Annotated in this window: 18 protein-coding genes; 7 read left to right on the forward strand and 11 right to left on the reverse strand. The window is 72.2% G+C overall.

The window, feature by feature from the left end:
* Positions 1-73: 73 nt before the first annotated feature.
* From LQ940_RS21020 to LQ940_RS21035, 4 genes are read right to left on the reverse strand one after another with little or no spacing between them, the layout of a single operon-like run.
* A complete protein-coding gene (locus tag LQ940_RS21020; RefSeq protein WP_231241371.1) occupies positions 74-742 on the reverse strand; it encodes a histidine phosphatase family protein in 669 nt (222 codons plus the stop codon).
* On the reverse strand, positions 742-1,824 hold the full coding sequence (locus LQ940_RS21025) for a phosphotransferase family protein (protein WP_231241370.1): 1,083 nt from the start codon (positions 1,822-1,824) through the stop codon (positions 742-744). The genes LQ940_RS21020 and LQ940_RS21025 overlap by 1 nt, the downstream gene beginning before the upstream one ends.
* A complete protein-coding gene (locus tag LQ940_RS21030; RefSeq protein ID WP_231241369.1) occupies positions 1,821-2,576 on the reverse strand; it encodes an SDR family NAD(P)-dependent oxidoreductase in 756 nt (251 codons plus the stop codon). Before LQ940_RS21030 ends, LQ940_RS21025 begins: the two co-directional genes overlap by 4 nt.
* Positions 2,573-3,829, reverse strand: coding sequence for an acyl-CoA dehydrogenase family protein (locus tag LQ940_RS21035; RefSeq protein WP_231241368.1), 1,257 nt, complete (start codon positions 3,827-3,829; stop codon positions 2,573-2,575). The genes LQ940_RS21030 and LQ940_RS21035 overlap by 4 nt, the downstream gene beginning before the upstream one ends.
* Positions 3,830-3,858: 29 nt before the next feature.
* On the opposite strand from LQ940_RS21035, the gene LQ940_RS21040 reads away from it, so the two are divergent.
* Positions 3,859-4,401 carry a hypothetical protein gene (locus LQ940_RS21040; protein WP_231241367.1) on the forward strand — a complete coding sequence of 181 codons (543 nt, stop codon included), beginning with the start codon at positions 3,859-3,861 and terminating at the stop codon, positions 4,399-4,401.
* 80 nt (positions 4,402-4,481) lie between these two features.
* Here LQ940_RS21040 and LQ940_RS21045 read toward each other — a convergent pair whose 3' ends face one another.
* Complete coding sequence (locus LQ940_RS21045) at positions 4,482-6,671, reverse strand: 3-hydroxyacyl-CoA dehydrogenase NAD-binding domain-containing protein (RefSeq protein ID WP_231241366.1); 2,190 nt, start codon at positions 6,669-6,671, stop codon at positions 4,482-4,484.
* A gap of 179 nt (positions 6,672-6,850) precedes the next feature.
* Positions 6,851-8,062 (reverse strand): acetyl-CoA C-acetyltransferase, encoded by a 1,212-nt coding sequence (locus LQ940_RS21050; RefSeq protein WP_231241365.1) that lies wholly within the window; start codon positions 8,060-8,062, stop codon positions 6,851-6,853.
* 155 nt (positions 8,063-8,217) lie between these two features.
* On the opposite strand from LQ940_RS21050, the gene LQ940_RS21055 reads away from it, so the two are divergent.
* Positions 8,218-8,961: a MerR family transcriptional regulator gene (locus tag LQ940_RS21055; protein ID WP_231241364.1), complete on the forward strand. Its 744-nt coding sequence runs from the start codon at positions 8,218-8,220 to the stop codon at positions 8,959-8,961.
* Between the two features lie 195 nt (positions 8,962-9,156).
* Here LQ940_RS21055 and LQ940_RS21060 read toward each other — a convergent pair whose 3' ends face one another.
* On the reverse strand, positions 9,157-10,611 hold the full coding sequence (locus LQ940_RS21060) for a DEAD/DEAH box helicase (protein ID WP_231241363.1): 1,455 nt from the start codon (positions 10,609-10,611) through the stop codon (positions 9,157-9,159).
* A 207-nt stretch (positions 10,612-10,818) separates the two neighbouring features.
* On the opposite strand from LQ940_RS21060, the gene LQ940_RS21065 reads away from it, so the two are divergent.
* Positions 10,819-11,703, forward strand: coding sequence for an NAD(P)H-binding protein (locus LQ940_RS21065; RefSeq protein WP_231241362.1), 885 nt, complete (start codon positions 10,819-10,821; stop codon positions 11,701-11,703).
* A gap of 3 nt (positions 11,704-11,706) precedes the next feature.
* Here the strand turns inward: LQ940_RS21065 and LQ940_RS21070 are convergent, their stop codons facing one another.
* From LQ940_RS21070 to LQ940_RS21085, 4 genes are all read right to left on the reverse strand, one after another.
* On the reverse strand, positions 11,707-12,393 hold the full coding sequence (locus tag LQ940_RS21070; RefSeq protein ID WP_231241361.1) for a CPBP family intramembrane glutamic endopeptidase: 687 nt from the start codon (positions 12,391-12,393) through the stop codon (positions 11,707-11,709).
* 67 nt (positions 12,394-12,460) lie between these two features.
* Positions 12,461-12,655 carry a CsbD family protein gene (locus LQ940_RS21075; RefSeq protein ID WP_231241360.1) on the reverse strand — a complete coding sequence of 65 codons (195 nt, stop codon included), beginning with the start codon at positions 12,653-12,655 and terminating at the stop codon, positions 12,461-12,463.
* A complete protein-coding gene (locus LQ940_RS21080; protein WP_269214286.1) occupies positions 12,573-14,150 on the reverse strand; it encodes a flavin-containing monooxygenase in 1,578 nt (525 codons plus the stop codon). The genes LQ940_RS21075 and LQ940_RS21080 overlap by 83 nt, the downstream gene beginning before the upstream one ends.
* Before the next feature lie 22 nt (positions 14,151-14,172).
* Positions 14,173-15,330, reverse strand: coding sequence for a CaiB/BaiF CoA transferase family protein (locus tag LQ940_RS21085; RefSeq protein WP_231241359.1), 1,158 nt, complete (start codon positions 15,328-15,330; stop codon positions 14,173-14,175).
* A gap of 103 nt (positions 15,331-15,433) precedes the next feature.
* On the opposite strand from LQ940_RS21085, the gene LQ940_RS21090 reads away from it, so the two are divergent.
* The 4 genes from LQ940_RS21090 to LQ940_RS21105 all read left to right on the forward strand — a co-directional run bounded on the left by LQ940_RS21090 (position 15,434) and on the right by LQ940_RS21105 (position 20,562).
* Positions 15,434-15,973, forward strand: coding sequence for a PadR family transcriptional regulator (locus tag LQ940_RS21090; protein ID WP_231241358.1), 540 nt, complete (start codon positions 15,434-15,436; stop codon positions 15,971-15,973).
* Positions 15,970-17,985 carry an NADPH-dependent 2,4-dienoyl-CoA reductase gene (locus tag LQ940_RS21095; RefSeq protein ID WP_231241357.1) on the forward strand — a complete coding sequence of 672 codons (2,016 nt, stop codon included), beginning with the start codon at positions 15,970-15,972 and terminating at the stop codon, positions 17,983-17,985. Before LQ940_RS21090 ends, LQ940_RS21095 begins: the two co-directional genes overlap by 4 nt.
* A 101-nt stretch (positions 17,986-18,086) precedes the next feature.
* Complete coding sequence (locus tag LQ940_RS21100; protein WP_231241356.1) at positions 18,087-19,238, forward strand: MalY/PatB family protein; 1,152 nt, start codon at positions 18,087-18,089, stop codon at positions 19,236-19,238.
* A 10-nt stretch (positions 19,239-19,248) separates the two neighbouring features.
* A complete protein-coding gene (locus LQ940_RS21105) occupies positions 19,249-20,562 on the forward strand; it encodes a UDP-glucose dehydrogenase family protein (RefSeq protein WP_231241355.1) in 1,314 nt (437 codons plus the stop codon).
* Positions 20,563-20,666 lie beyond the last annotated feature (104 nt).

Below are 20,666 nucleotides of genomic sequence, written 5' to 3' on the forward strand. Positions count from 1 at the left end.
TCGGGATAGTCCCGGACGAATGTGTCGTTCCAGCGGCCGAAAAGCGACACAAACGTCCGGGACTACCCCACCCTCAGCGGTAGGTCAGCATCTCGCCGCGCAGGTGGGTGTGCTCGTTGAAGGTGAGCAGGCGGGCGCCCGTCGAGCCGACGACCACACGGGTGACCGAGGAGTTGACCATGACCGTGTTGAAGCGCGACCAGACGCGAGCCGCGGTGGCGGGGTCGCCCTCCGGGTCGGTCAGGGCCGCGGCGACGACGGCGATGGTGCCGCCGGAGCTGACGACCACGACCGTGCGGCCGGGCCCGGCCTCCGCGACCGCGGCGCCCAGCGAGGAGCGGACCCGGGCGACGAAGCCGGCGTAGGTCTCGGAGAAGCCGTGCGCCTCCCCCGCGCTCCAGCGCGCGGTCGCCCGCTCGAAGAGCTGCTGGAAGGTACGGCGGTCGAGCGGACCGGGCGGCAGGTCGGGCTGGGCGGTGACCAGCCCGACGTGGTCGAACTCGTCCCAGCCGGGGTCCACGGTCACCGGCACGTCGTGCCAGCCGCCGCCCGCCGCGATCGCCTCCGCGGTCTCGCGGTGGCGCCGCATGCCGCCGCGGACCACCAGCGCCGGCGCGACGTCCTGGTCGCGCAGCCGGGCGCCGAGCACGCGGCCCTGCGCCCACCCTTTCTCGGACAGCACGTCGTAGTCGTCCGCGCCGAACGACGCCTGGCCGTGGCGCACCAGCAGGAGCTGCCCCATCAGCCGGCCGACACGAGCGAGCGGCAGCGGGTCTCGAGGTAGCCGACCGCGGGGCCGAAGACGGCGTACTGCTGGTTGGTGGTCTGCCCGTGGAAGTAGCGGTACCAGATCTGCTGGGCGATCACGGCCAGCCGGAACAGCCCGAACACCTCGTAGAAGCGCCACCGCTGGGGCGTCATGTCGAAGCCCATGCGCTCGCAGTAGCGCTCCACGACCTGCGCGCGCGTGCACATGCCCGGCGTCGTGGTCGGCTGGCGGCGGAACATCTGGAAGAACTCGTCGTCGCCGGCCTCGACCCAGTACGAGAGCATCCCGCCGAGGTCCATCAGCGGGTCGCCGACGGTGGCCATCTCCCAGTCGAGGACGCCGACCACGCGCATCGGGTCGTCGGCGTCGAGGACCAGGTTGTCGAACCGGAAGTCGTTGTGGATCATCCGCTGGCCGACGTCGGCCGGCTTGTGCTCCTCGAGCCACGCCACGATGTCGGACCAGTCGCCGGTGTCGTCGGTGCGGGCGTCGGCGAACCGCCGGGTCCAGCCGGCCAGCTGACGGTCGACGTAGCCGTCGCCTCGGCTGTACGCCGCCAGCTCGGGCGCCGCGGACACGTCCACCGAGTGCAGCGCCACCAGCACGTCGAGCACGCTCTCGCACAGCCGCGACACCTCCTCGGGCGGCAGCTCCCAGGGCAGGTCGCGGCGCGGGATCGTGCCCTCGATGCGCTCCATCACGTAGAAGTCCGAGCCGATGACCGACTCGTCGGTGCAGTGGCCGACCATCGTGGCGACGTACGGGAAGAGCGGCGCCAGCGCACGCTGGATGACGAACTCGCGGCCCATGTCGTGCGCTCCGGCGGCCTTCACGCCCGCGGGCGGGCGGCGCAGGATCAGGTCGCGCGCGGGGTAGCGCAGCAGGTAGGTCAGGTTGGAGGCTCCGCCGGGGAACTGCCGCACCTCCGGCGTGCCGTCGAGGTCGTCACGGAAGGCCAGCGCGTGCTCGCGCAGCCAGCCGGCGACCCCCTCGACATCGAAGGCGTCCTCGTCGCGGACCGGCGTGGCCGGGTTGCCGGCGTCGCGGTCGCTCATGCGCCGACCTCGTCGAGCTTGGCCGCCTGCGCGCGCATGACCGCGTCGTACGTCGCCCGATCGGCCTGCTTGAGGCCGTAGGCGTCCCGGGCCGCCTGGTCGGGCACGATCACCTCGTCGCCGCGGTCGAGGCCCTCGAGCACCGCCGCGGCGATGTCGTCGGCGCTGAACGGCGAGGTCTCGACCAGCCGGCCGACCACGCCGGCCAGCGCGGAGTCGGCGCCGCGCATGGAGGACATCAGGTTGGTGCGGAAGTACGACGGGCAGACGACGTGGGCGCTCACGCCGTACGCCGCCAGCTCGTGACCGGTGGTCTCGGTGAGCGCGACGACCGCCGCCTTGCTGGCGTTGTAGGACGCCATGCCGGCGGGGTGGACGAGGCCGGCGAGCGAGGCGATGTTGACGATGCGCCCGGAGCGCTGGCGCTTGAGCATCGGCACGAACGTCCGGGTGCCGCGCACCGCGCCGAACAGGTTGATCTCCATGATCCACTGCCACTCGTCCAGCGTGGCGACGTCGAGCCGGCCGCCGCCCGCGACGCCGGCGTTGTTGACCAGGACGTCCAGCCCGCCCCACGTCGACTCCACGTGGGCGAGTGCCACGGCCCAGTCGTCGTCGCTGGTGATGTCGAGGCGCAGATCGGCCCCGTCGGCGACGTCCGTGCGCAGCACCTCGTCGCCGCGCGCCTCGAAGGCCGCGGCCAGCGCCGCCCCCAGCCCCGACGCGGCGCCGGTGACGAGGACCCGGCTCACCGCTTGGCTCCGTACGGGCCGAGCTCGAGACGGGCGACGACGCCGAGGTGCACCTCGTCCGGCCCGTCCGCCAGGCGCAGCGACCGGGCCGAGGTCCACGCGGCGGCGAGCGGGAAGTCCTCCGAGAGGCCGCCGCCGCCGTGGATCTGCATCGCGAAGTCGATGACCTGCTGGGCCATCCGCGGCACCGCGACCTTGATCTGCGACACCTCGGACAGCGCGTTGAGCGGGCCGCCGACGTCGAGCTTCCAGGCGGCGTTGAGCACCAGCAGCCGGGCCTGGTCGATGGCGATCCGCGCCTCGGCGATCCGCTCGCGGTTGCCGCCCAGGTTGACCAGCGGCTTGCCGAACGCCGTGCGCTCGGTGCCGCGCTCGCAGGCCTTCTGCAGGGCCAGCTCGGCCAGCCCGATGAGCCGCATGCAGTGGTGGACGCGACCCGGCCCGAGGCGGCCCTGGGCGATGCCGAAGGCCTCTCCCGGCCCGCTGAGGATGTTGGTCACCGGGACCCGGACGTCGGTGAAGGACACCTCGCCGTGGCCCAGCGGCTCGTCGTACAGGCCCATCACGCTGAGCATCCGCTCCACCTTGACGCCGGGGGTGTCGCGCGGCACGAGCACCATGGAGTGGCGGTGGTGACGGTCGGCGTCGGGGTCGGTGAGCCCCATGAACACCAGGATCTTGCAGTCCGGGTGGCCGATGCCGGTGGACCACCACTTGCGCCCGTTGATGACGACCTCGTCCCCGTCGACGACGGCCGTGGCCTCCATGTTGGTGGCGTCCGAGGACGCGACGCCGGGCTCGGTCATCGTGAACGCCGAGCGGATCCGGCCGTCCAGCAGCGGCTCGAGCCACTCGCGGCGCTGCGCCTCGGTGCCGTAGCGCAGCAGCACCTCCATGTTGCCGGTGTCGGGGGCGTTGCAGTTGAGCACCAGCGGCGCGATCGCGGAGCGGCCGGTGAGCTCGGCGATCGGCGCGTAGTCGACGTTGGTCAGCCCCTCGCCGCCGTCGGTGCCGAACCGTGCGGCGTACTCGCCGGCGTGCTCGTGGGGCAGGAAGAGGTTCCACAGCCCCCGCTCGCGCGCCTTGGCCTTGAGCTCCTCGATCAGCGGCAGCGGCTGCCACGGGTCGCCCGTACGGCGGGCCTCCGCGAGGTCGCGGTGGTAGTCCTCCTCCGCCGGCTCGATCTCGGTCTCGATGAAGTCCTTGACGCGGGCGGTCAGGTCGGCGGCGCGCGGTGAGGGAGAGAAGTCCACGTACCGCACAGTAGTGCGACGATGCCCAAGTGCTGACCCGTCTGCGCGTCCTCGCGGCCGTCGCCCTGGTGGCGCTGCTCGCCGCCGGCTGCAGCTCGACCGAGGAGGAGGAGCGCGCAGACGTCGACGAGGCCGCCCTGCGCGACGGGCTCGTGGCCCTGTGGGTGGGCGACGACGAGACGGCGATGGACACCGCCACGGGCGAGTGCTTCGCCGACGCGCTGCTCGACGCGGCCACGCCCGAGCAGCTGCGCGACGCGGGCATCCTCGACGTGTCCTACGCCGTGGTCGACGAGCTGGCGTTCCTCGACGAGGCGGGGGCGGGGCTGTGGGCGGAGGCCCAGTTCGCCTGCACCGACTTCGTCGAGGAGTCGGTCCGCGCCCAGGTCGCCGCAACCAAGGGCCGGGTCGACCGGGACGCGTACGGAAACTGCCTGCGCAGCGCGCTGACCGAGGACCAGCAGCGCGCCGCCGCCGAGCAGTCGCTCATGGGCGACCTTGACGGCGACGCGGTGGCGGCCTTCAGCGCCGCACAGCTCACCTGCGTCCAGCAGGCCCTCCCACCCGACTGACCCGTCACCAACTGCACGAAATCACCGCTGACCCGTCAGAAAGTTTCTGACGGGTCAGCGGGGGTGGGGCTGGGCGGGGCTCAGGCGGGGAAGGAGCCGCCGGTCTCCGCGAGGTTGCGCAGCCACGGGGTGGGGGCGAAGCGCTCGCCGTACGTCGCCGCGAGCTCGTCGGCGCGCTTGACGAACGCCGTCAGGCCGATCTCGCCGTCGGCACCCTCGTAGCCGGTCATGAACTGGGCCGCACCGCCGGTCATCGGCGGGAAGCCGATGCCCATGATGGAGCCGATGTTGGCGGCCGCCGCGGACTCGATCACGCCCTCCTCGAAGCACTTGGCGGTCTCGAGCGCCTCGGCGAAGAGCATCCGGTCCTTCACGTCCTGCAGCGGGATCTGCTCCTCGGCGACCGGGAACAGCTCGGCCAGGCCCGACCAGAGGGACTGACGCTTGCCGTCCTCGTAGTCGTAGAAGCCGGCGCCGCGCAGGCGGCCGGCGCGGCCGGCCTCCAGCATCCGGTCGACGACCGCGGTGCCCGGGTGCTCCGGCGCGGGCGAGCCCTCGCGCTCGGCGGCCTCGCGGGTGGCCTTGGCGATCTTGGCCATGAGCTCGAGGTTCAGCTCGTCGGAGAGCTGGAGCACGGGGGCGGGGTAGCCGGCCTGGGTCGTGGCGCGCTCGATGGTCCAGGGGCGCACGCCCTCAGCCAGCATGGCCATGCCCTCGTTGACCATGAAGCCGATGACGCGCGAGGTGTAGAACCCGCGGCTGTCGTTGACGACGATCGGCGTCTTGCGGATCTGCTGCACGACGTCGTAGGCCTTGGCCAGCGCCGCGTCCGAGGTCGCCTTGCCCTTGATGATCTCGACCAGCGGCATCTTGTCGACGGGGCTGAAGAAGTGCAGCCCGATGAAGTCGGCCGGGCGGTCGACGCCCTCCGCGAGCTCGGTGATCGGCAGCGTCGAGGTGTTGGAGCACAGGAGCGCGTCCTTGTTGACGTACGGCGCGATCTCGGCGAAGACCTTGTGCTTGAGGGACGGGTCCTCGAAGACGGCCTCGATGACCAGGTCGCAGCCGGCGAGGTCGGACGGGTCGGTCGTGGCGGTGATCCGTCCGAGCAGCTCGTCCTTCTTCTCCGGGGTGGACTTGCCGCGCGAGATCGCCTTGTCCAGCAGCTTCTCCGAGTAGGCCTTGCCCTTGTCGGCGCTGGCCTGCTCGACGTCCTTGAGCACGACCTCCATGCCGGCCCGGGCGCAGGAGTAGGCGATGCCGGCGCCCATCATGCCGGCGCCGAGGACGCCTACCTTGGTGGCCTGGAACGGCTCGAACCCATCGGGGCGCAGCGAGCCGGAGTTGATGGCCTGCAGGTCGAAGAAGAACGCCTGGATCATGTTCTTCGAGCCCTGGTTGACGATCAGGTTGGTGAGGTAGCGCGACTCGATGCGCGAGGCGGTGTCGAAGTCGACCTGCGCGCCCTCGACCGCGGCGCTGAGGATCGCGCGGGCGGCGGGGTAGACGGCGCCCTTGGTCTGCTTGCGCAGCAGCGCGGGGAACGCCGGCAGGAAGCCCGCCAGCGCCGGGGACTTCGGCGTACCGCCGGGCATCTTGTAGCCGGGCGCGTCCCAGGGGTTCTGCGCGGCCTCGGGGTTGGCCTTGATCCACGCCTTCGCGGCGGGCACGAGGTCCTCGCGGGTGGCGACGAGCTCGTCGACCAGGCCCTTCTCCTTGGCGGTGGCCGGGTTGAACTGGGTGCCCTGCAGCAGTACGTCCATCAGGCCGGACTGCAGCCCGAGCAGGCGCACGATGCGGGTGACCCCGCCGCCGCCGGGCAGCAGCCCCAGGCTGGACTCGGGCAGGCCGAGCTTGACCTTGGCGTCGTCGACGACGATGCGGTGGTTGGTGGCCAGCGCGATCTCGAAGCCGCCGCCGAGCGCGGCGCCGTTGATGGCGGCCACGACCGGACGGGGGTACTTCTCGAGGCGGCGCAGGCCGGCCTTGACGCTCTCGGCGAGCTCGAAGACCGAGGCGGCGTCGTCCTGGGTCGCCTGCACCATGGACTTGAGGTTGCCGCCGGCGAAGAAGGTCTTCTTGGCGCTCGTCACCACGACGCCCGTCACGTCGTCGACCTCGGCGTAGAGCCGGTCGACGGCGTCGTTCATCGAGGAGATGTAGAGCTCGTTCATGGTGTTGGCGCTCGACGTCGGGTCGTCGAGGATCAGCGTGACGATGCCGTCGGCGTCGCGCTCGTAGTGCACTGCGGTCTGGGTCGTGGTGCTCATCTGGGTGTCCTGTTCTGGAGTCGGTGGTTGAGGTGCGAGGGCCGCTGGGCCCGAGCCTCGAAACCACCTGTTCTGGAGTTGTGCTGCAGGCCTGCGCTCAGCTCACGGGGTCTCGACACGCGGGTCACGGCTTCGTTCCTCAGCCGTGCCGCTCGCTCGACCACCATCAGCGGGTCCGCTCACACCAGCTCGACGATGGTCGCGATACCCATGCCGCCGCCGACGCAGAGCGTGGCCAGGCCGCGGCGCAGGTCGCGGCGCTGCAGCTCGTCGATGAGGGTGCCGAGGATCATCGCGCCGGTCGCGCCGAGCGGGTGGCCCATGGCGATCGCGCCGCCGTTGACGTTGGTGATGTCGTGGCTGATGCCCATGTCGCGCATGAACCGCATCGCGACGGCGGCGAACGCCTCGTTGATCTCGAACAGGTCGATGTCGTCGACGCCCAAGCCGGCCTTGGCCAGCGCCTTGCGGGCCGCCGGGGCAGGACCGGTCAGCATGATCACCGGGTCGGCGCCGGAGACGGCGGTCGCCAGGATGCGCGCGCGCGGGGTGAGGCCGAGGTCGGTGCCGACCTGCTCGGAGCCGATCGCCATGACCGCGGCGCCGTCGACGATGCCCGAGGAGTTGCCGGCGTGGTGGACGTGGTTGATCTTCTCGATCCAGTGGTACTTCTCCAGCGCCACGTCGTCGAAGCCGGCGTCGGCGCCGATCTGCGCGAACGACGCCTTGAGGCCCGCGAGGCCCTCGGGGCTGGTGTCGGGGCGGATCGTCTCGTCGTGGTCGAGGATGGTGAGGCCGCTGGCGTCCTTGACCGGGATGACCGCGCCACCGAAGTAGCCGTTGGCCCAGGCCTTCGCGGCGCGGTGGTGCGACTCGGCGGCGTAGGCGTCGACGTCACCGCGGTCCCAGCCCTCGATGGTGGCGATGAGGTCGGCGCCGATGCCCTGCGGGACGAAGCCGGTCTTGAGCGCGGTGGCCGGGTCGGAGGCCCAGGCGCCGCCGTCGGAGCCCATCGGCACCCGGCTCATCGACTCGACGCCGCCGGCGAGGATCAGGTCCTCGAAGCCGCCGCGGACGCGGGACGCGGCCTGGTTGACCGCCTCGAGGCCCGAGGCGCAGAAGCGGTTGAGCTGGACGCCCGCGACCGTGTCGGGGTAGCCGGCCGCGAGCGCGGCGGTCTTGGCGATGTCGCCGCCCTGGTCGCCGACCGGGGTGACGACACCGAGCACGACGTCGTCGACGCGGGCCGGGTCCAGGCCGGGGTTGCGCTCCTTGACGGCGTCGAGCAGGCCGACCACCAGGTCGACGGGCTTGACCTCGTGCAGGGAGCCGTTGGCCTTGCCCTTGCCGCGCGGCGTACGGATGTGGTCGTACACGAATGCTTCTGCCATGACCGTCCTCGGTGTTGTGGTGACGTGCTGGTGTGTCGTGGGTCGAGCGCCCCCCCATGATTGTGACACTATCGGTGTCACAATCGTCAAGGGCAGCCGTGTGGGCTGACTCACCCGCGGGCCGCACGAGCCCTCGACCCTCGAAGGAGGCAGGCATGAGCCAGGAGCCCGACGCCGACGCCGCGAGCGAGACGCGGGGCCTGCTCACGCTGGACGAGCTCACCGCCCGGGTCGGCATGAGCGTGCGCAACGTGCGGTTCTACACGACCAAGGGCCTGGTGCCGCCGCCGATCCGGCGTGGCCGCTCGGGCTACTACACCTCCGACCACGTGGCCCGGCTGGAGTTGGTCAAGGAGCTGCAGAGCCACGGGTTCACGCTCGCCGCGATCGAGGGCTACCTGGCAGGGATCCCGACGGAGGCCAGCCCCGAGGACATCGCGCTACGGCGCTCGATGCTCGCGCCCTGGCAGGCCGGCCGCCCCGTCGTACTCTCGCGAGACGAGCTAGTCCGCCGCTGCGACCGGGACGTCTCCGCCGAGGACCTGCAGGTCCTGGAGGCGCTCGGCATCGTCGTACCGGCGGGGTCGGACGCCTTCGAGGTCGCCGAGTCCCAGCTGTCGGTCGGGGTGGCGCTGCTCGACCTGGGCTACCCGCTCGAGGCCGCCGTGGCGACCGGTGAAATCTACCGCCGCCACGGTCGCGAGATCGCCCATGAGCTGTACGACGTGTTCCGTCGCATGGTCTGGCCCGTCTACCGCGAGTCCGGCGCGACCCCGGAGACCGTGCAGACCGTCGTCGAGCGGCTCAAGCCCCTCTCGATCGCCAGCCTGGTCTCCGCCTACGAGGCCGGCATGGACGAGACCAAGCGCGAGAACATCGCTCGCAAGGCGCGCGGCTGAGGGCAGGTGCCGCTCGCCGGGGCCGTGAGCTCGACCCGTGAGTTTCACCGGGTGCCCGGTGAAACTGGTGGCTCCCCGACAAAGTTTCATACGGGAGGCGTGAGTTTCACCGGGTCCCCGGTGAAACTCCTCAGCCCCCACCCGCGCCGAAACGCCCGCCACCGTGAGGTGACGGGCGCTTCGAGGAGTGCGGGGTCAGCGACGACCGGAGCTGAACGACGCCGCGGTGTGGCCGCCGCCCGAGGAGGACGCCGAGCCGCCGCGCGAGCGACCGCCGCCGGAGCGACCGCCGCCGGCCTTGGGGGCCGCCGACTGGGCGGACCCGCCGCGGCCGCGGCCGCCACCGCCACCGGACTTGGGCTGGCCGCCGGAGCGACCGCCGCCACCGCCGCCACCGGAACGACGGCGCGGGCCGCTGCCGGCCGGGCGCGAGCCCGACGTCTCGGGACGGTCGAGCTCGATGCCGCCGACGACCACGGTGCGCTCGCCGGGGGCGAGCGTGGCCAGCATCGGGTGGGCGGCGTTGTCGATGCGCGTGGTGGTCGGCTTGATGCCGGCCGCGCGGGTCAGCTGGCGCACGTCGCGCACCTGGTCGTCGGTCATCAGCGTGATGACGGTGCCGGCGGCACCGGCACGCGCCGTACGGCCCGAGCGGTGCAGGTAGGCCTTGTGCTCGGTCGGCGGGTCGGCGTGGACCACGAGGGCCACGTCGTCGACGTGGATGCCGCGGGCGGCGATGTCGGTCGCGACCAGGGTCGTGGCCTTGCCGGAGTGGAACATCTCCATGTTGCGCGTGCGCGCGTTCTGGCTGAGGTTCCCGTGCAGGTCGACCGAGGGCACGCCGGACTTGTTCAGCTGGCGGGCCAGCGCCTTGGCGCCGTGCTTGGTGCGGGTGAAGACGACCGTCCGGCCCGGCGCGCTGGTCAGGTCGACCAGGACCGAGATCCGGTGCTCGCGATCCACGTGCAGGACGTGGTGGTCCATCGTCGACACCGGCGACTGCGCCGAGTCGGCCTCGTGGACCTTCGGCGAGTGCAGGAACCGCTTGACCAGGACGTCGATCGCCTTGTCGAGCGTGGCCGAGAAGAGCAGGCGCTGCCCGGACTGCGGGGTCTTGTCCATGATCCGGCGTACGGCGGGCAGGAAGCCGAGGTCGGCCATGTGGTCGGCCTCGTCGAGCACGGTGACCTCGATGTTGCCGAGGTCGAGGTGGCCCTGCTGCATGAGGTCCTCGAGGCGACCGGGGCAGGCGACGACGATGTCGACGCCCTTGCGGAGGCCCTGCACCTGCGGGTTCTGGCCGACGCCGCCGAAGACGGTGATCGTCGAGAAGCCGGCGGCCTGGGCCAGCGGCTGCAGGGCGGCGTGGATCTGGCCGACGAGCTCGCGGGTCGGCGCCAGGATCAGCGCGCGGGGCGACTTGGGCGCCGCGCGGCGACCGCTGTCGCTCAGGCGGGAGATCATCGGCAGCAGGAACGCGTAGGTCTTGCCGGAGCCGGTGCGGCCACGGCCGAGGACGTCACGGCCGGCGAGCGAGTCAGGCAGCGTCGCGGCCTGGATCGGGGTCGGGACGGTGATGCCGTTCTTGGTCAGGATGGCGACGAGCGCGGAGGGGACGCCGAGCTCGGCGAAGGAAGGAACAGAGTTCACAGAAGTCACTAACGTTGGTGTGTCTCACCAAGCTGGCCCGTCGGCGACGGGCGGAAAGCATGTGCCTCACGAAGGAGGGGCGCGACCCGAGACGAGAAGTTCCGGTGCGCGCAGGAGCTCGAGGCAAGACTGAACGAGCTGCTGGGTAAGACCCTAGAGCAATCGCGCACCCAACCCCGCATTGCGACGCCTCCCTAGGGTGTGAGCATGACCACCGTCCTCGTCACCGGCGCCACGGGCTTCGTCGGTCGCCGGCTCGTGCCCGAGCTCGTCGAGCGCGGGCACGCGGTGCGCGCGATGACCCGCCGCCCCGATGCGTACGACGGTCCGGGCGAGGCCGTGGCCGGCGACGTCCACGACCCCGCCAGCCTGGAGCGGGCGCTCGCGGGCGTGGACGTCGCGGTCTACCTCGTGCACTCGCTCGACGACGACGACTTCGAGCGCAAGGACGCGGAGGCGGCCACGGCGTTCGGGCGCGCCGCGGCGGGCGCCGGCGTACGCCAGATCGTCTACCTCGGCGGGCTCGGCGCCGACGGCGACGACCTGTCGGCCCACCTCCGCTCGCGTCGCGAGGTCGAGAGGCTGCTCGGCGAGGCCGGGGTGCCGGTGACCGTGCTGCGCGCCGCGATCGTCGTCGGCGCGGGGGGCATCTCGTGGGAGATGACCCGGCAGCTGGTGAAGAACCTCCCCGCGATGGTGGTGCCCCGGTGGGCCGCCACCCGCACGCAGCCGATCGCGATCTCCGACGTCGTGCGCTACCTCGCCGGCGTCGTCGACGTACCCGAGGCGCTGGGCCGGGTCTACGAGATCGGCGGCGCCGACCGGCTCAGCTACGTCGAGATGCTGCAGCAGGCCTCGCAGGTCATGAACGGCCGGACCGCCAAGGTCGTCCAGGTCCCCGTGCTGACCCCGAAGCTGTCGTCGTACTGGATCTCTTTCGTCACCAACGTCGACGTCACCACCGGCCGCAACCTGATCGACTCCATGGGGACCGAGGTGATCGTCACCGACGACGCCATCCGCGAGCTGGTCCCGGGTGAGCCGTTGACCTACACGCAGGCGGTCGAGGCTGCGATCCGCGAGTCGGCGTAGCGCTCACCCGAAGAGCAGCGGCAGCGCGAAGAGCATGGTCAGCGACCAGGTGCAGTGGGTCAGGATCGGCGCCAGGATGCCCCCCGACGCCCGGCGCTGGAGGCCGACGATCAGGCCGAGCAGGATCGCGGCGAAGGACAGCATCACGTTGCCCGACGCCAGCGTGGCCACGAAGTAGGCCAGCGTCGTCCAGAGCACCGGCCGACGCGGGATGGCTGCGTAGGCCGCGCCGCGGAAGAAGAGCTCCTCGGCCACGCCGTTGACCGCGGTGATGACGACCAGCAGGGGCAGCGATCCCTGGTCGGCGAAGTCGAGGATGGAGCTGACCTGACGCTCCAGCGGGTCGATGGTGCGCACGAGCAGGCCGCCGACCACGAACACCGCGGACAGCGCCAGGCCGATCAGGATCGGGGTGAGGACCGGCCGGACGTGCGTCTCACGGCGCTGGATCCGGCCCAGGTGCAGCGGACCGGAGGCGAAAGCCCCGACCGCCCAGACGGCCGCGAGGCCGAAGGTCGCGGGGTAGAACCACCGGCTGCCCGGGTCGATGCGCAGCGACAGCCCCAGCACCACGGCGCCGATCAGGACGAAGGCGACGGTGACCAGCTGGCGGCGCCGCAGCGCCTGCGGGGTCTCCCGGTGGTCGCGGGGCACGACGTCCCACAACGACCGCTCGAGCCACGTACGCACACAGATCACCCCTCGCCGTAGGACTCTACGGGCGAGGGGTGAGCGTGCTGGAACGGTGTGACGAGGACTACTTCTTGAAGGCGTCCTTGACGTCTCCGGCGGCGTCCTTGACCTTCTCGACGCCGTCCTTCATCGAGGCGCTGGCCTGGTCGCCCTTGCCCTCGGCCTCGAGGTTCTCGTCACCCGTGGCCTTGCCGGTGCCCTCCTTGGCCTTGCCGCCGAGGTCCTCGGCCTTGTTGCTCAGCTTGTCGTCCAGTCCCATCGCTACCTCCAGGGTTGTGCGGGTACGCCGCCGGGCGGATGCCCGCGGACGTCCCTCCAGTGAACGTCAGAACGCCGTCCTCCACTTCACCCCGGCGGATGGTCCGCAGGTCCGTGACGTAGTTCTGCTTCAGCAGCCAGGGCGCCCGGTCGCCCTGCTTGGGCAGCCGGTCGAGGTCGCGCAGCACGTAGCCGGCCTTGAAGTCGAGGAACGGCTGCTCGCCCACCGACGGGTCGCGCACCGCGACGACCGACGTGGCGCCGCGCTCGTCGAGGTGCCGCAGCAGCCGGCACACGTAGTCGGCGACCAGGTCGGCCTTGAGCGTCCACGAGGCGTTGGTGTAGCCGATCGTGTAGGCGAAGTTCGGGACGCCGCTGAGCATCAGCGCCTTGTAGGCCATCGTCCGCGACAGCTCCACCGGCACGCCGTCCACCTCGAGGTCGATGCCGCCGAAGGGCAGCAGCCGCAGCCCCGTCGCGGTCACGACCAGGTCGGCCTCGAGCTCGCGCCCGGACGTCAGCCGGATGCCGCCCTCGGTGAAGGTCTCGATGGTGTCGGTGACGACGGCGGCCGTGCCGCGACGCAGGGCCTTGAACAGGTCGCCGTCCGGCACGAAGCAGACCCGCTGGTCCCAGGGGTCGTAGACCGGCTTGAAGTGCTCGTCGACGTCCATGCCGTCGGGCAGCTGCTTGGCGGTCTGGCTGCGGATGACCCGCTTGACGAGCCCGGGCCGGCGCCGGCTCAGCTGGTAGAACCCGATCGCGGTGAGGATGTTGGACCAGCGGACGGCCGGGTAGGCCAGCCGCTGCGGCAGGCGCCTGAGCAGCCGGGCCAGCGGATCGCGGCCCGCCCGGGAGAGCACGTACGTCGGCGAGCGCTGCAGCATGGTGACGTGCGCGGCCGTCTCGGCCATCGCGGGGACCAGCGTGATCGCCGTGGCCCCGCTGCCGATCACCACGACCCGCTTGCCGGCGTGGTCCAGGTCCTCCGGCCAGTGCTGCGGATGCACGATCTCGCCACCGAACCGCTCCTGGCCCGGCAGCTCGGGCGCGTAGCCCTGCTCGTAGTCGTAGTAGCCCGAGCACGCCCACAGGAAGCTCGTCGTGATCGTCACGGGCTCGCCGTCGCGCTCGACCTCCACCGTCCATCGCGCGGTCTCGGAGTCCCAGCTGGCCCTGGTGACGCGGTGCCGGTAGCGGATCAGCTCGTCGACGCCGTACTCGCGCGCGACCGTGCGCAGGTAGTCCAGGATCAGCGGCCCGTCGGCCAGCGCGGTGTCGCCGGGCCACGGCCGCCAGTGGAAGCCGAAAGTGAACATGTCGGAGTCCGAGCGGATGCCGGGGTAGCGGAAGAGGTCCCAGGTCCCGCCGCTGCGCTCACGGCTCTCCAGCACCGCCACGGTGCGGCCCGGGTGCTCGGTGCGCAGGCGGCAGGCCGCGCCGATCCCCGCCAGGCCGGCGCCGACCACCAGGACGTCCACGTGCTCGGTGCTCATGCCCGGATCGTAGGGCGGGCGCTCACACCTGGACAGCGACCCCGCGGTCGATGAGGTCCTCGACGCCCGCGACGCCCCAGGCGGTGAGGGCGTCACGGGTGTGCTGGCCGGCGGCGGCCGACGGGGGCAGGCCCAGCGTCGCGGTCGTGCGGGAGAAGCGGGGGGCCGGCTGCGGCTGGACCATGCCGTCGCGCTCCACGAAGGTGCCGCGGGCGCGCAGGTGCGGGTGCTCGAAGGCCTCGCTGATCGGGATGATCCCGGCGACGCAGGCATCGGTGCCCTCGAAGAGGGCCACCCACTCCGCCTGGGTGCGCGAGCGGAAGGTCTCGGTGAGAAGGGCCCGCATCTCGTCGTACCGCTCGGGCTCGCCCTGCCCGGGGCAGGTGTCCTTGACGCCGAGCGTCGTGACGAGCGCGTCGAAGAACTGCGGCTCGAGCGCGGCCACCGACAGGTGCCGCCCGTCGGAGGTCTCGTAGACGTCGTAGAACGGCACGCCGCCGTCGAGCAGGTTGGCGCCGCGCTCCTCGGTGAACCCGCCGCTCGCGAGGAAGGCCGCGGTCATGGCGTTCAGGTGCGCGGTTCCGTCGACGATCGCAGCGTCCACGACCTGGCCCCGGCCGGAGATCCTCGCCTCCAGGAGGGCGGCGAGGACGCCGATGACCAGGTACGTCGAGCCGCCGCCGAAGTCGCCGACCAGGTTGCTCGGGAAGTGCGGGCGGGCGGGGTCCTGCCCCATGCCGTGCAGCGCCCCGGTGATCGCGATGTAGTTCATGTCGTGTCCGGCGGACTGGGCCAGCGGCCCGTCCTGGCCCCACCCGGTCATGCGGCCGTAGACCAGCCGCTCGTTGACGGCGAGGCAGTCGTCCGGGCCCAGCCCGAGCCGCTCGGTCACGCCGGGGCGCATCCCCTCGACGACCACGTCGGCGCCGCGGACCAGCTCGAGGACGGTGGCGACCGCGTCGGGGTCCTTGAGGTTCAGGGCGACGCTGGGCCGGCCGCGGTTGAGCAGCATGCTAGAGCCTCCGGCGAGCGGCTGTCCGCCGGGACGCTCGACCCGGATCACGTCGGCGCCGAGGTCGGCCAGGATCATGCAGGCGTGCGGGCCGGGCCCGATGCCGGCGATCTCCACGACCTTCACCCCGCGCAGCGGCCCGGTGCCCTGACCCAGTTCGTACGTCATGGCGGCGAGCATGACAGAGCCACTGTGACCGTGCCTGCGTGACCCGGGTCACCCCGCGTTGCAACTAGTTGCAACTAGTTGCATAGCCTGCCAGGCTGCGCCCATGGCCCTCGAGCACGCCCTCCTCGTCGCGCTGCGGGAGCGGCCCGCGAGCGGGCTGGAGCTGGCCAAGCGCTTCAGCCGGTCGATCGGGTTCTTCTGGAGCGCCACCCACCAGCAGATCTACCGGGTGCTGGCGCGCATGGAGGCGGACGGCTGGCTGGCGGCGACCACCGTCGCGCAGGCGGGCAAGCCGGACAAGAAGGTGTACGACGTCACGCCGGCCGGCGCGGCCGCCCTGGCGCAGTGGCTGGCCGCGCCGACGCCTCCGCACGCGCTGCGCAGCGACCTCGCGGTGAAGATGCGCGGGGCGTCGTTCGGCGACCGTGAGGCGGTGCTGGACGTCGTCCGCGCCCACCTGGCCGACCACCACGCCCGGCTGGAGCACTACCGCCGGCTCATGGAGCGCGACTACCCGGCACCCGACAACCCGGCGAGCCTGAGCGGGCTCGACCTGGACCACTACCTCGTGCTGCGTGGCGGGATCCTCACCGAGGAGACCTGGGTGACGTGGCTGACCGAGTACCTGGAGGCTCACGCATGACCCCGTCGACGGAGTACCCACGCCTGCTGTCCCCGATCACGCTGGGCTCCCTGACGCTGCGCAACCGCGTGGTCATGGGCTCCATGCACACCGGGCTCGAGGACCGCCGGCGCGACCTCCCGGACCTCGCGGCGTACTTCGCCGCGCGCGCCCGCGGCGGCGTCGGGCTCATCGTCACCGGCGGCTACGCCCCGAACAAGCGCGGCTGGCTCAAGCCGCTGGCCTCCGAGATGACGACCCGGCTGCAGGCGATGCGGCACCGCGAGGTGACCTCCGCGGTGCACGAGGAGGGCGGCGCGATCGCGCTGCAGGTGCTGCACGCGGGCCGCTACGGCTACCACCCGCTCAGCGTCTCGGCCTCGTCGCGCAAGTCGCCCATCACGCCGTTCCGCCCGAGCGCGCTGTCGACGCGCGGCGTGGACCGGACCGCCACGGACTTCGCGCGCTCGGTCGCCCTGGCGGTGAAGGCGGGCTACGACGCCGTCGAGATCATGGGCTCCGAGGGCTACCTCATCAACCAGTTCCTGGCCGCGCGCACCAACGACCGGACGGACGCCTGGGGCGGTACGGCGGCGAAGCGGATGCGCTTCCCCGTCGAGGTCGTGCGCCGCGCGCGCGAGCTGGTCGGCGACGACCTGCCGATCGTCTACCGGATCTCGCTGCTCGACCTGGTCGAGGGCGGCCAGACCTGGGAGGAGGTGGTCGAGCTCGCCGGACTGCTGGAGGCGGCGGGAGTCACCGTGCTCAACACCGGCATCGGATGGCACGAGGCCCGGGTGCCGACGATCATCACCCAGGTCCCGCGCGGCGCCTGGCGATCGGCGACCGCGCGCCTGAAGGGCGTGGTGTCGGTGCCGGTGTGCGCGTCCAACCGGATCAACACCCCCGAGCTCGCCGAGGAGATCCTGGCCGCGGGCGAGGCCGACCTGGTGTCGCTGGCCCGCCCCCTGCTCGCCGACCCGGACTTCGTGGCCAAGGCCGCGGCCGGCCGAGCCGACGAGATCAACACCTGCATCGCCTGCAACCAGGCCTGCCTCGACCACGTCTTCGTCAACCGCTTGGCCTCGTGCCTGGTCAACCCGCGCGCCTGCCGCGAGCTGACCCTCACGCTGGGCGCCACGCGGCGCGCCGCCTACGTAGCCGTCGTCGGCGCCGGTCCGGCCGGCCTCGCCGCCGCGGTCTCGGCCGCGGAGCGCGGCTTCGCGGTGACGCTGTTCGAGCGGTCGGCGGCGATCGGTGGGCAGTTCCGCCTGGCCATGGCCGTGCCGGGCAAGGAGGACTTCGCCGACACCCTGCGCTACTACGCCCGCCGGCTGGAGGTGCTCGGGGTGGACGTGCGGCTGGGGGCCGCCGCGTCGCCCGATGACCTGGCGGCGTACGAGGAGGTGGTCGTGGCGACCGGGGTGGTGCCGCGGGTGCCATCGTTCCCCGGCGTCGATCACCCGAAGGTCGTGTCGTACGCCGACGTGCTCTCCGGCGCGGTCGTGCCGGGGCGGCGGGTGGCCGTCGTGGGGGCCGGCGGCATCGGCGTGGACGTGAGCGTCTGGCTCACCCACGACCCGGCCGAGGGCCTCGACGAGTGGATGTCGCACTGGGGCGTGGGCGACCCGTCGCTGCACCCCGGCGGCCTGACCGAGCGCAAGCCGCGCACGCCGCTGCGCGAGGTGACGCTGATCCAGCGCAAGACCACCCCGATCGGCATCGGGCTGGGCAAGACGTCCGGCTGGGCGCACCGCGCCGTGCTCAAGCAGTCGGGGGTCGTGCAGGTCAGCGGCGCGACGTACGACCGGGTCGACGACGCCGGCCTGCACCTGAGCGTCGACGGCGTCGCCTCGGTGCTCGACGTCGACCACGTCGTGCTCTGTGCGGGCCAGGAGTCCGTGCGCGGGCTGTACGACGAGCTGGTCGCGGCCGGCGCCTCCGCGCACCTCATCGGCGGCGCCGACGTCGCCGCCGAGCTCGACGCCAAGCGCGCGATCGAGCAGGGGACGCGGGTGGCGGCGGCGCTGTGAGCGGGCTTGTAACTCACCGCTACGACCTCTGTCATGCCCTTACAAGGGTGCGCTGGATGCACCAACGGTGAGTTACAAGCCCGGCGGCTACCGTCGGCCGCATGATCCGAGACTTCACCGACGACGAGGCGCGACGGGCGCTGGTGCTCAAGTGGGGGACCGTTGAGCGTGACGTGATCCCGGCGTGGGTGGCGGAGATGGACTACGCGCTGGCGCCGCCGGTGGCGCAGGCGCTGAGCGAGGCGGTGGCGCGCGGGGTGACCGGCTACCCGCCGTTCGAGATGGGCGGCGAGCTCGGCCGGGCGTACGCCGGGTGGGCGCGGCGGCAGTTCGGGAGCGAGGTCGACCCGGAGCTGGTGATCCCGACGGTGGACGTGACGGCCGGGGTGCGGGTCGCCCTGGACGTGCTCTCCGACCCCGGTCCGATGGTGATGCCGGGACCGGCGTACGCGCCGCAGCTGGAGGTGGCGCAAGTGACCGGACGGGAGCGGGTCGACCTGCTGCTCGACCCCGACGCCGAGCGCGCCGAGCTGGACCTGGACCGGCTGGACCGGCTGTTCGCCGACGGAGCGCGCACCCTGCTGCTGACCCAGCCGCACAACCCGTGGGGACGGGCCTTCAGCCGCGCCGAGCTGGAGGGGGTCCGCGACGTCGTCGTACGGCACGGGGCGCGGGTGATCTCCGACGAGATCCACGCCCCGCTGGTGCTCGAGGGCGCCGAGCACGTCTCCTACCTCTCCATCGACGGCACCGCCGACCACGCGGTGGCGGTGGTCGCCGCGTCGAAGGCGTTCAACACCGCCGGCCTGCGGTGCGCCCAGATCGTCAGCGCCGACCGCGCGACCCACGAGCGGCTCGTGGACGTGCCGCTGGTGCGCAACGACTCGTGGTCGCCGCTCGGCGTGATCGCCGCGGTCGCCGCCTACACCGACGGCGACGCGTGGCTCGACGCCCTGCGCGCGCGGCTGTCGGCCCAGCGCGACCTGCTCCGCGTCCTGCTCGCCGAGCAGCTGCCGGCGGCCCGGATGCGGCCGCTCGAGGCGACGTACCTCGCCTGGCTGGACCTGCGCGCCTACGGCCACGACGACCCCGCCGCCGTCGCGCTCGAGCGCGGGCGGGTGCGGTTGGCGCCGGGCCACGACTACCAGCCGGGTCTCGGCGGGCACGTGCGGCTCAACATCGCCACGTCCCCCGAGCGGCTGACCCTGATCGTCCAGCGCCTCGCCGAGGCGCTGGGAGAGCCCGCCTCATAGACTCCGAGCCGTGAAGATCACGGTGATCGGCTGCGGCTACCTCGGCGCCACCCACGCGGCCTGCATGGCCGAGCTCGGCTACGACGTCCTCGGCGTCGAGGTCGACGACCGCAAGCGCGAGCTGCTCGCCGCCGGCGAGGTGCCGATGTACGAGCCCGGGCTCGCCGACCTGCTCTCCACCCACGTCGCCTCCGGCCGGCTGCGCTTCACCGACTCCCTCGAGGAGGCCGCCGCCTTCGCCGACCTGCACTTCGTCTGCGTCGGCACCCCCCAGCTGCCGTCCAGCATGGGCGCCGACGTCTCCTACGTGGAGGCCGCGATCGCCGGGCTGGCGCCGCACCTGACCCGACCGTCGTACGTCGTCGGCAAGTCGACCGTGCCGGTCGGCACCGCCGCGCGGATGTCGGCCCTGCTCGCCGAGCTGGCACCGGTCGGCGCCGAGGCGGAGCTGGTGTGGAACCCCGAGTTCCTGCGCGAGGGCTTCGCGGTCAAGGACACGCTGGAGCCCGACCGGGTCGTGCTCGGCGTCACCAGCGAGCGCTCGGAGAAGGTCCTGCGCGACTTCTACGCGCCGATCCTCGAGCGCGGCACCCCGCTCGTCGTGACCGACTACGCCACCGCCGAGCTCGTCAAGGTCTCGGCCAACGCGTTCCTCGCCACCAAGATCTCCTTCATCAACGCGGTCTCCGAGGTGTGCGAGGCGGCCGGCGCCGACGTCGTGGACCTGGCCGACGCGATCGGGTACGACGTGCGGATCGGTCGCCGCTTCCTCAACGCCGGTATCGGCTTCGGCGGCGGCTGCCTGCCCAAGGACATCCGTGCCTTCGTGCACCGGGCCGGGGAGCTCGGCGTGGAGGACGCGATGTCGTTCCTGCGCCAGGTCGACGACATCAACCAGCGCCAGCGCTCGCGCGTCGCCGAGATCGCCGAGGGGATGCTGGGTGGCAGCGTCGCCCGGTCCCGGATCGCGGTCTGGGGCGCGGCCTTCAAGCCCGACAGCGACGACGTCCGCGACTCCCCCGCGCTGTCCATCGCCGGCAAGCTGCATCTGCGCGGCGCCGACGTCACCGTCTACGACCCGCAGGCCAACGAGACCGCCCGCGCGGCCTTCCCTACGCTCGGTTACGCTGGCTCCGCCGTCGACGCCGCCCGCGACGCCGACCTGGTGCTGCACCTCACCGAGTGGCCGGAGTTCCGCACCGTCGACCTCGCCGAGGTCGGCGGCGTCGTACGCCGCAAGCAGATCCTCGACGGCCGCAACCTGCTCGACCTCGACGCCTGGCGCGAGGCCGGCTGGACCGCCCGCGGGCTCGGCCGGCACTGAGCCCGGAGGTGTCCGGCGCGCCGGAATGCCTTACTTCGCGCGCGTGTCTGGCGCTTGTCAGGGGTTGCAACCCCTGACAAGTGCAGGCATACCCGGCTGACCGG

This window comes from Nocardioides sp. cx-173 (assembly GCF_021117365.1).
Taxonomy (GTDB): Bacteria; Actinomycetota; Actinomycetes; order Propionibacteriales; family Nocardioidaceae; genus Nocardioides.